Below are 16,522 nucleotides of genomic sequence, written 5' to 3'. Positions count from 1 at the left end.
TTAAATGGGTTATCTTCTTAAAAAACTGGGTACGTATCTGCATGACCCGTATTTGAACTGATTATTTTAATGCTATTTTTTGTACTTGTGAATATACATATTCGCTGGCAACTGTGGCTTTCACCCCGACTCTTGCGTAAATAAAATCAAGGGTCTTCAGGTTGTCGGGGATGTCGGCAGACAAGCTGGTTGGTGCACCAAATACCAATGAAGATACATTTCCATCTATCCGCACATCGCGTAGCACCTGGTCGGTTAACACTGATTTGCCCAGGTAAAGGCGAACCAATTCAACATTTGCCGTTTGCACCACTTTATTCACTACAAAACTGGTGTTAATGGTATTTCCGGATTTTGTAAAGGTTTCATTGGTGATGGAGAAATAGGGTGTTACCGGTACATCCAGATTTGTATTTGCTGTGAGGTTTACCCTGATGGTATCGGTAGCTTGCTGAAGCCATGGAGCGTCAGGGCGTCGTGTAAGTTTATACTGGCCTGCAAATAACTTTGCCGAGAAACTTCCATCCTGGTTCATGTAGACATAAATAGGGGATTTCAGGGGGTAGCCATCCTGCCACAATTCCAGTTGCGGACCATTATTGCGCACGCCTAATGCTCTGCCCTGATATACCACTTTACCTGATAAAGTTAACTCAGGGGCATCAAAGTTATCGTATTCAGCGCAGCTGGCCAGAAATAAACTGGCTGCTGCTATTATCGTTAAAAATTTAGTTTTCATCATGCTGGGGATTAATGGAATGGATTACGAACAATTTTCGGGTTGTTGTTTAACACTGTCTGATCGATTGATGAGTAGTAGTTTGCCATACGGAACAACCTTGCACGGCGGAAGCGGGTTGGGCGTACGCGTGCATAAATGTATTTTCCATTGTCGGGATGGCCTGGTCTTACCACGCGGTATGAATAAAGGCCCATTACTACAGCGTTAGGATCCGTTTCGGTACCATCCCAAACCAGATGGGCAATACGCCATCTCTTCAGGTCGAAATAACGGTGATCTTCGAAGGCAAGTTCTACGCGGCGTTCATTACGGATGATGTCGTTGGTTAATGCGCTCAAACTGTTAGCCGGGAATCCCGCACGTGCACGGACGGTATTGACATAGCCTAATGCTTCGGGGCGGCCTAACTCAAAAGCAGCTTCCGCGGCATTTAAGTAGATTTCACCTAAGCGGAACCATGGCCACCAGTTTACTGCTGATGTTCCGCGGGTACTTGCGGCGGGTGCATCGCTCACCATTTTACGAATGTAAAAGCCGGTATTGCTTACATCTACAGCATCATCTTTAGGTCCGTCAAAGCCCGTCCACACCTGCCCGTCGGTGTAGTTGCCACCTAATACTGCTGAGGTGGTTAACTGATAGGTACCATTGTTATATACTGCTACACCTGCCTGTATCCTTACCGGATTGTTTTTAAATGTGGTTCCCGGGTAAATTACGGTTCCAAATAAGCGACCATCTTTATTGGCAAAAATGTCGGCCGGATTGGTATAAGCAATATAGTTGCCGTTTGCGTCTTTGTCTTTTAAAGTACCTCTGCTTCCATCTAAATAGTTAAAGCTTTCTACCAGACTCAGGGATGGAGAAATGGCTGATGATGCTTCGTTATCTTCTGTCATACTTTTGATGATGTTATCATAGGTAAAGCGGTGTACTTTTGTACCTAAGGCGAAATCTTTTGCAAAAATGATTTCACTTACCGGCTTTTTGTTCAGCATATCATAGAAGTTGGCGCCTTTATCCGGATTGGTATTGTATAATGCATAGGGGCCTGCAATTACTTCTTTTGAAGCGGTAAGTGATTTATTGTAATAATCGGCTGCCATCGCTGCGGGAATACCTACTTCGCCACCGGCAGTGCTGATTGGTGCGGCCATTAAACTGTTGTATTTTGCAATAGAAGCGGCATACAACATGGCGCGGCTTTCCAGTGCCAGCGCGGTGTAGCGGTTGGCACGTGTTGCAACGCCGTTGTTAGGGGCCAGGTCAGCTTTAATCTCTTCCAGTTCTTTGTAAATGAAATCATAAACTTCTGATTCCTTGGCCCGGGGTACCTGTAATGGGGTAGGGTCGCCGCTGAAGTCGTAAATGAGTTGTTTGGTTACTAAAGGTACACCACCCATGCGTTTTACCATTTCGAAATAAACGAAAGCACGGATAAAGCGCATTTCAGCGATAAACTGGTTTTTCTGTGCTGGCGTTAACTTGCCGCCTAAAGCATTGATGTTTTCGAGTGAAAGGTTCAGGTCGCGGATTAATCCATAATCCCAATAGCGGCCATAGTCGTTTCCATACTGGAAATCATTTCTGCCGTTCTGATCGCGTGTACCCGACCACATGGCGTCGTCAATTTCTGTCATCCCACCGGTATTAAATACGCCGTGGAGAGATGGTAAGCGGTTATAGTAGTTCGCCAGCAGCGAGGTAATCAAATTGGGGTCGTTCCACAACTGTTCGTCGGTGATGGTGGTTTTTGATTCACGGTAAAACCAGTCATCGTGTTTGCAGCTGTTCATGGTTAAGCCAATCAACAGTGCAAAAGCTATATAAATTTTTTTCATCTTAATTTTTGTTTAAAATGTGATGTTAAATCCTGCCATAAATACTCTTTGCTGCGGGTATACCACCGCTGCTGCTGCCTCGATTTCCGGATCGATCTGGAAATCTTTTACATTGTCGAATGAGATCATATTCGACCCGTTTACATAGAAGCGGATTTTCTGCGCTTTAATTTTTTCGGCAAGCGACTTAGGAAAGCTATAAGCGAGCTCCATGTTTCTTACGCGGAGGTACCTTACATTTTTTAACCAGAAACTGTTATTTCTACCGTTTGGACCTGAGTTGCCGTTGCGGATGGCAGGGTAGTATCCCGGAACCCATGCACTTGTAGGATCGTAAGGATCGGCACGGTGCCATCTGTCTTCCAATAAATAGGCAGGAGAGTTTCCGCCGCCATGGAAAGCATTTCTTAATTCATAATCCTGGTTCCAGGATTGCATGGCTCCACCTGCTAAATCAATGTTCAGGTCAATTCCTTTGTAGCTTAAGCCGATGCGTCCGCCGAATGACATCATTGGTGCCCAGCCTGTAGGGTAACCAATCGGTCGCTGATCAAGATCGTTGATCACACCATCACCGTTTACATCTTTGTAAATAAAATCACCTGGTAGCTGTGTTCTGTTGTTCTGACCATCATTGTTGATGCCATAACTCCTGATTTCTTCTTCAGACTGGAAGCGACCTACCACTTCGTAGCCCCACCAGATACCTCCCCAACGGTTTTCGCTTGAGTTGGTATATTCATTATATGAATTGCTGAAACGTGGTTTGTAGGAATCCAATACTTTATACCTTGAGAAAGTAAAGTTTCCACTTACCGTATAGTTCAGTTCACCTACTTTACTGGCATAGGTAATAATACCTTCTGCACCATAGTATCCATTACTGTTTAAGTTTTCATTCGGTAAGGTATATCCGATTTCGGAAGGCAGTAATACATCATATCTTGTACCCGGATATCCTGTACGAATAATCTTGAATGCATCCGCTGTGAAGGTTAATTTATTATCAAACATGCCTACATCGATACCGACGTTGTAATTGGTGTTTTTTACCCAGGATAGATTACGCACCGGAAGACCCTTAGGCTGAATGCCAGGGTAATAGGTTCCGTTTAATACTGCATTTCCTGAGTTCCAGTTGTAGCCTGACAGGTAACCATGCATACCTACACCTTCTTCCAATCCGGTTTGTCCTACCGATACACGAAGTTTCAAGTCGTTTACTACTCCTTTTAACGGTTTGAAAAACGGTTCATCAGAGATGCGCCAGCCCAAACTACCTCCAGGGAATAAACCCCACTCTTTGCCTGAGTAGTATAAGTAAGAACCATCATAACGACCCAGTATTTCTAACAGGTATTTCCCTTTATAGTTATAGTTCAAACGACCAATAAAACCTGCTCTTGCTTCATATAACCATTCATCGCCAATTCCACTAAGTTCGGAGATGGTGTTTACCAAAGGAATATAGTTGTTGGTTGGGTTGGAGCCGATGGTTGTAAGTGTTCGGTCCCAATCAGAGCGTTCATATCCTGCCATTACGGAGAAGTTATGATCGCCGATTTGCTTAGTGTAATCGAATTGAAATTGTCCGGATCTGGCTACGGCAACACGGTCGGTTTTGTAGCGCCATCTTGAATTGGTTCCGTTACTGCGTACGTATTGGCCATTTTCATACCGGTAAACGTCGTAGCTGTATTGAAAACCATCAAATTTGTTATTGGTGTAATTGTAAGATACGATACCTTTTGCTGTTAAACCAAATTTGGTTTTATAGGTTGCGGTCATGTTCACATTTCCGCTCATGAAGCTATTGTCTTTGTATCCTGCAATATCGCGGCTAAAAATAGCCGGATTATAAGCAAACTCATTGGTTTGGTTAGGATAAAGCGGATTATCGTTGGCATAAGGCCCGACTGTTGGTCGGTTTTTGAAGATGGCCAGGATCGAAGAAAAATAACCATCTCCACCAGGTAGACCCACATCCTGAGTCTTCTCCTGACGCGCTGAGATTTGTGTACCTATGGTAAGGCCTTCAAGGACTGTAGCTTCGAGATTGGCCTGTAAATTGGTGCGCTTGTAGTTAAAATCCTTGATCATTGCATCCTGCTGCAGATTACCTACCGATACAAAATAGTTAGATTTTTTGCCTCCACCAGTAATGTTGGCATTGATGTATCTTTGAGGGATGTCTTTACGGATGATCATGTCGGCATAGTCGTAACCCTGATAACCTGGTTCCGTACCGGCCTGCCATTTCGCGAGTTCTGCGCGGGTGTATACTGCATTCGGATCGCGGCCTTCATTCTGTGCTGCTTCTACCAAACCTCTGGTGTATTGGGCAGCTGTTGCCATTTCAGGGAAACGGGTAAGGTTTTGCCAGCCCAGGTATCCATTTACATTGATTTTTACCGACTCATCTTTTGAACCTTTTTTCGTGGTTATTAAGACAACGCCTTTAGAAGCCCTGAAGCCATAAACGGCTGCGGCAGCATCTTTAAGGATGGATATACTTTCAATATCTTCCAGGTTTAAAGAGTTAAAAATATCTGCGCCTGAAGCATTTTGAGTTCCTACCCAGTCTGTTCCGGTCTGGCCGCCGTAGGCAACACCATCGATAACAAACAATGGATTACCCATATTGCGGACTTCGATACTGGCACCACGTCCGGGGCGTGCATCTTTGGCACGAACAGAAATACCCTGTACCTTACCGGCAAGTGCCCCTGCGGTAGAAGTTGATGAGGTACGTACCACATCTTCTGATTTCAGGTTACTTACCGCTCCGGTGATGTTTCGTTTGGATTGTTTGCCGTAACCTACTACCACTACATCATCCAGTCCCTGATCGTCGCTTTCCATTTTAATGGTAAACTGGGTTCTGTCGCCAATAGTGATGGTTTGGTTTTTAAAGCCAATGTAGGTTACCAGGAAGGTACCCTTGCTTGCGTTAAGGGTAAATCGTCCCTGACCATCTGTTGTTGTAATTTCTTTCGGGACTGCACCAGGAACAACAATGGTTACGCCGGTTAGGGGTTCATTGGTGTCGCTCAGTACTTGTCCGGAAATCTTGCGTTGCGCATAAGTGTATGAAGGGATTCCCCATACCATCAGGCAGAAAAAGAAAATTTTCAGGATTCTCATGTTATATTTGGTTTTTGTTTAAAAGCGGTACTGGTTATGCATTATTTATCCATACAGGCGATGTTTGATTCCATTCCGTAATTAAGGGAATCTGATCAACAGGAAAGCTTTCCAGGGGAAGAAGCAAACGACTCATCTGTGAAGGGTTTATAATTGGTTATCGGAATCAAACATAGGCCATTGACCGATTTGCAGACATATACAAATCCGTCAATTAAGGACTAATATTTCGTCAAAAACGGTGTTTTCTACGTTTGGGGCTTCTTTTTCTGGTATTCGGAGGGTAGCTGACCAAATTCTTCCCTGAAGCATTGCCGGAAGTAAATGGAGCTGTTGATGCCCACCATCAGGGCTACTTCGGTTACGTTATACTGGCCTGAACGCAGCAGCTGAGCAGCTTTCTGAATCCTGATTTTGCGTACCAGCTGGTTGATATTTTTACCGGTAAGTCCTTTTAATTTTCTGTAGAGTGTAGACTGGCTCATGTTCATTTTTTCGGCCAGGGTTGCTGCATCGAGTATCTCATCCTGAATGCATCCTTCTACGAGGTTAACAAATTCCTGTACAAAAGCATTTTCACGCCAAAGGTTTTGTTCCGTTTCGGCACTTGCAGGTGTGACACCTTTTTTATCGGTAGAAAGCCGGCCCAGTACTTCAGCATATACGGCTTTGCGTTTGAGAAGCAGGTTTTCTATCCGTTTAAGGAGTAGTTTTGGACTCACGGGTTTGGTCAGGTAGGAATCTACGCCGAGGCTATATCCCCGTTCCTTGTCGGCTTCGGTGTCTTTTGCGGTTAAAAATATCGTTGGGATATGACTTGTTTCCCTTTGTTGCTTCATTTTTTCGAGCATGGTAAAGCCATCCATATCTGGCATCATTACATCACTTAAAATTAAATCAGGGATGTGGCCCTTTGCCAGTTCAAAGCCCTGACTGCCATTTCCGGCAGTGATTACTTCATAGTTTGCAGCGAGTACAGTGGTCAGGTAATCACGGAGATCGTTTTCATCTTCAACGAGCAGGATAACCGGGCGGCTATCGGCATTTGTTGCCAGAGCAGGTAAATCTGTTACAATTCCGGTTTCCGGTAAGGCAGGTGCAACGGCATTGGTAAGCAAGCGTACGCAAAATTCACTTCCTTTTCCAGGCTCACTTTTAACAGATATTTTGCCATGGTGTATCGCGGCCAGTTCTTTAACCAGGGAGAGGCCCACGCCTGTGCCGTGACTCACTGACTTTGGAACCTGGTAATAGCGGTCGAATATTTTACCAAGATGTTCAGGGGCAATTCCGCAACCTGTATCCTCTACACAAATCAGGGCACTGGTACTGAGCGGATCCTGTTCGTATCGCAGGCGGACTTCGATACTTCCCGATGTGGTATACTTGCAGGCATTGGACAGAAGGTTATCCAGAATCAATTGCACAATTTCTGCGTCGAAAATAGTTTTAATATCTTCCTGTTCAATTTTGCAGCGAATTTCCAGGTTGCTGTTGGTATTGGCTTCGCTGTATTTCTGCACAATATGTTGTACCAGTTCACCTAAAAAATCTTCACCCAAAACCAATGGTTTATATTGTGATTCTACCTTACGGAATTCAAGCAACTGATTTACCAGTGAGAACAGCCTGTTTGCATTTTTCTGAACCATCAGCACGCCTTCTCTATGTTTTGTGGCCAGCTTCTCTTCATGAAGGAGGTCTTCGAGTGGCCCAAGAATGAGGGTTAAGGGTGTGCGCAGTTCGTGGGTGATGTTGGTGTAGAAATTCATCCTTTCCATGTTTAATTTCCCATCCTGCTCTATCTGCAGTTTTTTTACCCGAAGCTCGGCCTCGGCATATACTTTTCTGATGTGAAATAAAACCAGGGTGATGATAACTGAGATAAGCACCAGTGCGTAGATTATCATGGCCAGGGTACTGAGGTAAAAAGGAGGGGAAACCCTGATCAGGAGTTTTTTGTAATCCTGCGACCAGGTTTCATTTTTTAGCCTGGTACGGATGCGAAGTTCATAGCTGCCGTGTGGGATGTTCCTGAAATCGAGGTTTTTCTCATCGCCCAGAAATACCCATTTTTCATCGCGTCCGTGAAGCTGATAGCTAAATTCCACCATATCGTGCAGGGCATAGTCCATTACCGCCAGTTCCACACGGAAGCTGTTTTCATCATGATTAAGCGCGATTTCTTCGGAAATTCCCGGGTATTTTTCGGATTGTGCATGCGTTTCACCGGTATTGAATACCATGAAGCGGCTGATTTTAATAGGGGATTCTGGCAGGGTAAGTGGAATGTTTAAAGGATTAAAATAGCACACGCCAGCCGGCATTCCGAAGAAGATTTGTCCTGCCGGGTCTTTCCCCACGCTGTTAATGGTGAAACCACCTAGTGGTAAACCGAATGCCTGATCATAGCTTAAGAACCGTTTTTTTCCTGGAATATAACGCAAAATTCCTGAGCGTGTGGCGCACCAGATGTTTCCACCGGCATCTTCTGCAATGGCGTTTATGGTTAGCCAGGCATCGCCTCCCGGTGGGATGATGTTTTGGATATGACCTGGTAAGGTATTGGCTTTGTGGAATGCGATACCTTCGTTGGTGGCAATCCAGATGTTATTTTGTTTATCGGCAAAGAGCTGGTTGATGGTGTTGCTGTTGATGCCCTGACCCTTAGAAATTCTTTGAATCAGTTTTCCATCGTGGTTAAATATGTAAATCCCCTGTCCATAGGTACCAATCCACATGTTTCCCTTATTGTCTTCTATGAGTGTGCGGGGGGCATAATCTCCCAGCATGGGTGTGTTGGTTACAATTTTTTTGAAAGATCCGGTGCGGGGATTGTGAATGAAAAGCCCTTCTTCGGCTGCAAAACAAATATTTCCCTCTTTGTCTTCAACGATGGCCCTTACGGAAGACATTTTTTCTCCGGCATTGATTTTTTTCCAGGCTTGGGTTTTTGGGTCATAAAAGGATACACCACCATTCTGTAAACCATACCATTTGTTGTTATCGCTATCCTGCAAGCCGGAGAGCAGAAAGTCGTCAGCGATGCCACTGTTACGCATATTTTTCCTGCTCACTTTCCCATTGGCATCAATTTGGAGAATGCCATCACCAACAGTACCTAACCAGACACTATTGTCGCGATTATTAAGTATGCTCGTCACCGTAGCAGGTTTGCCTTCTGCCTGCATCAAATTTTCTGTTGATAATATGGAGAAGAAAGGTTTTACGTGACTGACGAACGCAATACCACCGCTGTATATGCCCATCCAAATATTGCCAAACTGATCGAGATCGATGCTTTGCACAGATGAGGTATTTCCTCTTTTAAGATAGAAAGGGGTGATGGAGGTGATTTTCGGCATCACTGCCTTTGCAAGGTCATTTGTTTTGAGGATGAACAGCTGCGATGATTCTGCGCCAATCCATATGTCCCCGTTAATTTCTTTGATGGAGTAGACAAATGGTTCGAGGCCATTTCTGCTTTTTTCTGAGAGGCTGACCCTTTGAATTTGCCGGGTTGAAGGATGATAGATGGCCAGTCCCTTTCTGGTTCCAATCCAGATGTTGTTGAAGTTGTCGCAGAAAAGTGATTTGACTTCGTTATCAGGGAGCAAATTTCCAGCGGTGCTGAGCACTGTAACCGAGTGGTTTTTGGGATCCAGGATGGATACGCCCTTATTGACATGGCCAATGTATAGTTTACCTGTTTGATCTTCTGCCAGCGACCAGATACTATTTTCGGGTAAACCCGGAATATTTTTTCTGTTGAAACGTTTAAAGATTTTTTTTACCGGGTCGAATTGCTGTACCCCCTGATGGTAGGTTGCCAGCCATAGGTTACCATTAGCCGATTTGATGATGTCGGTAATGTCGTTTGTAGCCAGCGATTGGGGATCTTTATCGCTGTGCAGGTAATAGGAAAACTGGTTGGTTCTGGTATCGTAAACATTTAATCCGTTAGCACGGGTACCAATGTAGAGCTTATCGTTATCGTACAGCAGTGTGTTGATTTCGTTGCTGTTTACAGAAGAACCATCAGATTTTTCAGACTTGTAAAAATGCTTGAAGGAATTGCTCGCAAAACGGTTGAGTCCCATTTCGGTGGCAATCCACACAAAGCCATCGTGATCGTGCACTACATCAATTACCTGCTGACTGGACAAACCTTCCTGCAGGGAAAGATATTTCGCCTGGTTGGGCTGGGCCCAAAGCGAAAGGGAGTACACGCAAAGAACAATGATCAACCTCAACCTCATTTCCATATCTTCAATACATTGCAACCAGTTTTCCCGGCTATTTTCCGACCAATACTGTTCCACCGTCAGGGAGCAGTTTCAACTTAACCTGTCTGGCTTTATTGAGCTTCATCTGTTTCAGCTGGGGTGTGCGGTCTGCAGCATCGTCGTACACGGAAAGGTCGTTACCGGTTAGAAATGGAAGCGTTACGGTAATATTTTTTTCTGTTTTTTCTGCATTGATTGCTGCTACATACCATTGATCTCCGTGACGACGGGCGATAACGCAATATTTCCCAGGATATCCGTCTAAGAAAAGGGTATTGTCCCATGTTGTGGGTACTTTTTTCATGAAATCTATTACAGGAGCGGATACATCTGTGAGGTTATTTGGGGTAATGCCAAAGTTTTGCACCGGGCTCTGAAAAAGTACAGCGGTGGCAATCTGAAAGGTTTCGGTGGTTTTTCTGGTGGTGCCACCGTCGTTTTTCTTATTGTGGCGCTTGTTTAAAAGTACGGGTCCGAATTCCATTGCCCCAACAGCATTACGGATAAAGGGGTGTAGGGTGGCATTGAATGCTTCCATATCATTTGCATGTTGGGTAAAGACGAGGTTTTCAGAAGCCAGTACCGCTTCACTACCCACATAATTGGGATACATGCGTTCCCATCCGCGTGGAAGGGTACAGCCGTGGAAAATTACGGTCAATCCGAAGGTATTGGCATCAGACAGGATGTCTTCGTATAGTTTCATGGTTTCCTGTTTATCGCCACCGAAGAAATCCACCTTAATACCTTTAACACCCATGCGTTGCATCCAGGCCATTTCCTGTTTTCTCGCTGAGGCGGTGTTCATCCTGCCTTTAGGATCCTGAGGAGCATCATTCCAGAATCCGTTGGAGTTGTACCAGAGGCATATGCCTACGCCTTTGGTTTTTGCATAGGCGATCAACTCTTCCGTTTTTTTATAGCCGATATTTTTCTCCCAGCCACCATCAATGAGTGCAAATTCATAACCCATTGAAGCGGCCAGATCAATAAATGTTTTCTGGTCATCGTACTTGATACTGGCGTCCTGCCATAACAACCAGCTCCAGGTGGAGCGTCCGAAGGTATATTTTTTTGAAGCCTCGTATTGAGGTTCAACTACATCGAAAGGGATGGTTGTTTCTGTAATTGGCTTTAGGGTGCTACCTACGGTTATGGTTCGCCAGGGCGTGTTTCCGGGAAGGGGAATGGTTGGATTTGCACGGCCCATTCCATTATTTTCACCAGGCTCCGGGAAAGCGATTTTGTAATTGCCGTCTTTTGTGCCTTCGCTCAATTTCGATCCGCAGTATAGCGAATTCACTCCTGTTTCGGAGAGCAATACCCATCCTTTGTCGCCCAGGTGAAAAAGGGCAGGGAAGGTGTAGCCTACACCATATTTCGATGGAACGCCCATAGCCTGATCGGGATTGTATTCTTCCTCATAACTGGGTTTGGTTTTCATCCAGCCGATCATTGGCGTGGCCTGCGGGGTTAAAAAAGTAGTGGTTTGCGCAGGAAATTTGTATCCGCTCAGTTCCTCATCAATAATAAAATTGGCGGATTCGCCTGTTTGTGGGATCTGGTACCGGAAAGCAATATCGTTATTGCTTAAGCGGAATACGAGTTCAATTTTGTTCTTTTTCTCATTTTCAAATTTGCAGGTGAGCTCATTGGCCTGGTATCTTACCGTGCTGATTTTAATTTTGGGCTCGGTGTAGTTTTGATCGATCTGGCGTAACTGCTTATCCGTAAGCTTTAGACCTGATGATAAATCCATCTGTTTTCCTTTAAGTCCTAATGGCGACCATTCGAGCATTTCTTTGCCGGCGAGACTTACCTTGTAAAAAAGTTTTCCCTGTTCAATATTGATTTTGACCAGGAGTTTTTGATCCGGACTTGTGACGCTCAGGTCCTGCGCAAATGACAGCGTGTATGAACAGTTGAGCACAAGAGCGAAGAGGATGAATTTCAGGTGTTTCATTTTAGTGTATCGGTTAGGATGGTTCCGAAGGATTTCATCAGTTTAACGCGGTTGCAAATGATCTTCGCATTGAATGATTTTTACCCTTTTTCCGGTAATATTTGGTTTTGTTATTTGATCAGTTTTGAGAGACAAATATTAGGATTATTTTTAAATGTTATTGTAACGTTTATAACAATTTTTCTGCTTTTTGATCAGAGGCATTGTTTACAATGTGGGTTTAGAGGTTGTGAGGCCAATATTGCCATCTACTAAAACGTTTAAACAAAAATTCCAAATCAGGTCATTTTATAAATGAAATCTCTTATTTTAGGCGAGTCTAACAGCGCTCATTTTCCGAATAATAACTTACACAAATGCTAAAGAAAACAATTACGATGTGTATTGCTGGTTTGATGACCTCAGCCGCAGTTTACGCACAGCAAAAATCCTTAACGAGTTACGTAAATCCTTTTATTGGTTCTGAAGACCACGGTCACGTGTTTGTGGGTGCGAATGTGCCTTTCGGTGCCGTACAACTTGGTCCTACGCAAATAGGGCGTAGCTGGGATAAATTTAATGGCTGGGACTGGTGTTCGGGCTACAATTATTTGAGTCGGGAGATTCTTGGTTTTACGCATACCCACTTGAGTGGTACGGGAATAGGAGACCTGAACGACATTATGGTAGTTCCCGCAAATGGCGCTGTACAGCTTTACCCAATGAAGTTTGATCAACCTGAAACTGGTTACGGTTCAATGTTCAGCAAGAAATCGGAGGTATGCCACCCGGGCTACTATGCTGTTCACCTGGATAAATATGATGTTGATGCCAGGCTAACGGCTACAGAGCGTGTGGGGATTCATCAGTATCATTACAATAAAACAGATAATGCCCACATTCTGATTGATCTGGGATTTTCCATGAACTGGGATAAACCGGTAAAGACATTTATTAAAAAAGTAAATGACTCGACCTACACCGGCTATCGGTTTTCTAAGGGTTGGTCAAGCGATCAGCGCCTGTATTTTGCGGTGAGAACCTCGCAGCCTGTTACTAAGTCGGCTTTTTATGCCGACAGCACGCTTCAGGCTTCACAGCAGGTTGAAGGTTTGCATTCGAAAGTGGCTTTGTTTTTCGACGCCGCTAAAAATCCTGATCTGACGGTTAAAGTAGCCTTGTCGCCCGTTAGTGAAGAAAATGCACTGGCTAATATGAAGACTGAGGCTGCAAGCGGGAGTTTCAGTAAGTACCAGCAGCAGGCTGATCAGGTTTGGGAAAAAACCTTATCTAAAATTAAGGTAAGCGATAAAAGTGACCGCAATAAGGAAATCTTCTACACGGCACTTTTCCATATGTATTATGGTCCTACTTTATTTAATGATGCCAATGGGGATTACCGGGGCACGGATAAGAAAGTTTATTCGCGCGCGCCGTTTAAAAACCTCACCACCATGTCGTTATGGGATATTTATCGTGGATGGAGCCCGTTTATGACTATTGTTCAGCCTGACATGGTTAAACAGGTTACCAAGTCGATGCTGGCCATTCATCAACAGCAAGGGCGGCTTCCGGTTTGGCCTTTGGTGGGTAGTGAAACCGATTGTATGGTGGGTAATCCGGCGATTATTATTCTGGCCGATGCCTTTGGAAAAGGGCTTATTGATGCTTCACAAAAAGAAGAAGTTTATCAGGCCATGAAACATACAGCTACGCGGGATTCGATGGGGCTTCAATATTTGAATAAACTGAGCTATATCCCATCGGATAAAATGCATGAATCGGTAGCATGGGCGATGGAATATGCTGTTGCTGATGCAGGTATTGCAAAAGTGGCGAAGGCGTTAGGGAAAAAGGAAGATGCGGCATACTTTACGAAAAGAAGTGAACTTTACAAGCTTTACTTTGATAAGGCCGCAGGCTTTTTCAATGGTCGTTTAGCCGATGGCTCTTTCAAGCGCCCACTTGATCCTGTATTTTCAAAACCTGAAACTTCGGACTTTACTGAGGGAAATGCCTGGCAATACTTGTTTTTTGTTCCTCAGGATTTGAATAGCCTGATTAATGTGCTTGGTGGGAAACAGGATTTCAAAAAGCGTTTGGATAGTTTGTTCACCATGTCGTCTAAGCAACATGCCAGTGCGGCACCTGATATTTCGGGGCTGATTGGTCAATACGCACATGGAAATGAACCGAGTCACCACATTACCTATCTCTATAATTATATCGGCGAACCTTCGAGGACAGCTGAACTGGTGCGTGAGGTGATGGATAAGTTTTACACCACTAAGCCCGATGGCTTAAGCGGTAATGAGGATGTGGGACAAATGAGTGCCTGGTATGCTTTTAGTGCTCTGGGTATGTACTCTGTTAATCCTATTGAAGGAAAGTATGTATTTGGTTCGCCGTTATTTAACAGTGCAACGATCGATTTGGGAAACCAGAAAACTTTTATGATCACATCGGTGAATAATAGCGCTCAAAACAAGTATATCCAAAAGGTTGAATTAAACGGAAAGCCTCATCCTTACACCTATATTCTGCATAAAGATGTGTTGAAAGGTGGCAAGCTGACATTCTACATGGGTGCTAAGCCGGGGAGTGTTTACGGTGTAGGTGCCGGGGCGAGGCCGTAAATGTTAATTGGGTCATTGGATGAATGAGATCCAGGTTGCTTAACAAAAAAATCCTGTAAGTTTTTGCTTACAGGATTTTTTTTTAGCGCGTTAATTACAGATCGATTGGGCTGGCATCTTCTGCCATCCCGTTATATTCTATTGCCATCCCGGGTTCTGTTTCAGATTGGGATTACGCTGCAAGTCATTCAATGGAATCGGGTAGTAGTAATTGCGGTCGTTCCATTTTCTAGGGATTTCATTCATCCAGGTTAATTCGCCTGAAGTTCCATTTTTCAATAGCTGTGAGTTTACGGCAGTTGCGGTTCTTGGGGAAACGTTGACGTAAGTTACACCATTGACAGCCGGGCTGGGAACGGTTCCCTGATAGAAAGCTACGTCGAGCACGCCATCTTCATTTAGATCGAGTGGGGTAGTTAAAGCCGGAACATAAAAGCCATTCCATTCCTGTTCCATTAGCGGGCCTCTTTTCCATCTTAACAAATCCGCAAAACGAAGACCTTCGAGACTCAGTTCAATACCGCGTTCTCTTCTCACTTCGAGAATAGTAGCATCGCTAATACCGGGGAAATAGTTAGCTACCAGATAAGGATCAACTATTGTAGGTTTGGTGGTTAGGCCTGCCGTAATTCCTGCTCTCGACCTTAATGCACCTACCGTTAACGCCCAGTCGGCATCCGTTAATGTTCCGAGTTCAGCTTTTGCTTCGGCGTAGTTTAAAAGTACTTCTGCATAACGGAATAGCGAAACGGCATTGGTATTTAAGGCACCAGCATCATAATAGGTATCATCAAGTGTCCATTTTATGGGCTGATAGCCTGTGAAGGTGTAAGAGAAAACAGGAGGAGCGGGCACTGCCACCCCATTTGTAATTCTTTTATAATCACCCAGACGGATGGTTTGTTTCAGGCGCAAGTCGCGGTTCTTTACTTCATCTTTAAACAGCATGGTCCGGTAAGCCGGGTTGTTGGTGAAAGGCGTTCCGTCTAGATTTAAATAGGTATTGATAAAGGTGCGCGTGAAGCTGGCTTTGGCACCGTAGGTACCACTTGTCCACCACCAGTTGGCTTCATTGAGTACACCCAGGTTCAGGTCGGCTACCGCAGACTGGATTACTTCGCCTACAACAGGGGTATTGCTGTTGAATACCTGTCGGTAAGAAACACCGGGGCCTCCGTTGGTATTGATAGAATAAGTTTTGCTTTTGATAATCTGATCGGCAGCATTAACTGATTCCTGTAGCCATCTGTTTGCTGTAGCGGTAAGACCAAGCTCATCATGATACTTTCTAAAAGTACCTTCGAAAAGGCATACTCTTGATTTGAAAGCACTGGCTACCGATTTTGTAACGGTTGTGCGGCTGGCATCATCCTGAGCTGAAATGTTTGCGATAGCGAAGTTAAGATCGGCCAATACTGAATCCATCACCAGTTCGCGTTTATCGCGACCTGCATATAACTGAGGGTCGTCGGCGTTTAAGGCTTTATTAATCCAGGGCACATCGCCAAAGCGTTTTACTTTCTCCATATAAAAGTAAGCCCTGAAATAGCGTGCGATACCGATGTAGTTATTGCGGATAGTTGCCGGAACTGCGGGATCGTTACAGTTCTGGATAAAATAGTTGATGTTTCTTAAATCAGTCCAGGTCCATCCAGAGCTGTTGCTTGCACTGAAACCACCTTCACGAATAAAATCTTCAACTGCCTTTACAGCCAGATAATCAGACATGGCATCTTTGCTAGTAGAGTTTTTCGGCATAAAATCCATTCCGTAAAAGGAATTGGTATATAATTTCAATCCGTTTTCGGTACCAAAAACAGCTTGTTTTGTTGGTGTAGCCTCGGGTTGCTGATCGAGCTTTTTACAGGCCGCGAGTACTGTGCAGGCCAATAAAAAGAATATAGATAATTTTTTCATATTGATTGTGTAAT

Annotated in this window: 7 protein-coding genes; 1 reads left to right on the top strand and 6 read right to left on the bottom strand. The window is 44.4% G+C overall.

Annotated elements, in window-relative coordinates:
- Positions 1-61: 61 nt before the first annotated feature.
- The 5 genes from AB669_RS10325 to AB669_RS10305 all read right to left on the bottom strand — a co-directional run bounded on the left by AB669_RS10325 (position 62) and on the right by AB669_RS10305 (position 11,976).
- A complete protein-coding gene (locus tag AB669_RS10325) occupies positions 62-742 on the bottom strand; it encodes a DUF3823 domain-containing protein (RefSeq protein WP_053058363.1) in 681 nt (226 codons plus the stop codon).
- A gap of 8 nt (positions 743-750) precedes the next feature.
- Entirely contained in the window at positions 751-2,583 is a 1,833-nt protein-coding gene (locus AB669_RS10320; protein ID WP_047799228.1) for a RagB/SusD family nutrient uptake outer membrane protein, read from the bottom strand.
- Between the two features lie 12 nt (positions 2,584-2,595).
- On the bottom strand, positions 2,596-5,727 hold the full coding sequence (locus AB669_RS10315; protein ID WP_047799227.1) for a TonB-dependent receptor: 3,132 nt from the start codon (positions 5,725-5,727) through the stop codon (positions 2,596-2,598).
- A gap of 248 nt (positions 5,728-5,975) precedes the next feature.
- Complete coding sequence (locus AB669_RS10310; RefSeq protein ID WP_156166725.1) at positions 5,976-10,049, bottom strand: two-component regulator propeller domain-containing protein; 4,074 nt, start codon at positions 10,047-10,049, stop codon at positions 5,976-5,978.
- On the bottom strand, positions 10,024-11,976 hold the full coding sequence (locus AB669_RS10305) for a glycoside hydrolase family 97 protein (RefSeq protein WP_047799225.1): 1,953 nt from the start codon (positions 11,974-11,976) through the stop codon (positions 10,024-10,026). Before AB669_RS10305 ends, AB669_RS10310 begins: the two co-directional genes overlap by 26 nt.
- Before the next feature lie 356 nt (positions 11,977-12,332).
- Here AB669_RS10305 and AB669_RS10300 point away from each other — a divergent pair, with 356 nt between their 5' ends.
- Positions 12,333-14,591 (top strand): GH92 family glycosyl hydrolase, encoded by a 2,259-nt coding sequence (locus tag AB669_RS10300; protein WP_082120648.1) that lies wholly within the window; start codon positions 12,333-12,335, stop codon positions 14,589-14,591.
- Positions 14,592-14,729: 138 nt separating this feature from the next.
- Here AB669_RS10300 and AB669_RS10295 read toward each other — a convergent pair whose 3' ends face one another.
- Positions 14,730-16,508 carry a RagB/SusD family nutrient uptake outer membrane protein gene (locus AB669_RS10295; RefSeq protein WP_047799224.1) on the bottom strand — a complete coding sequence of 593 codons (1,779 nt, stop codon included), beginning with the start codon at positions 16,506-16,508 and terminating at the stop codon, positions 14,730-14,732.
- Positions 16,509-16,522 lie beyond the last annotated feature (14 nt).

The sequence above is a fragment of the Pedobacter sp. BMA genome (assembly GCF_001027745.1).
GTDB lineage: Bacteria > Bacteroidota > Bacteroidia > Sphingobacteriales > Sphingobacteriaceae > Pedobacter.
Note: the sequence above shows the minus strand (reverse complement) of the source record. Positions and strands in the feature narration are given on the sequence as shown.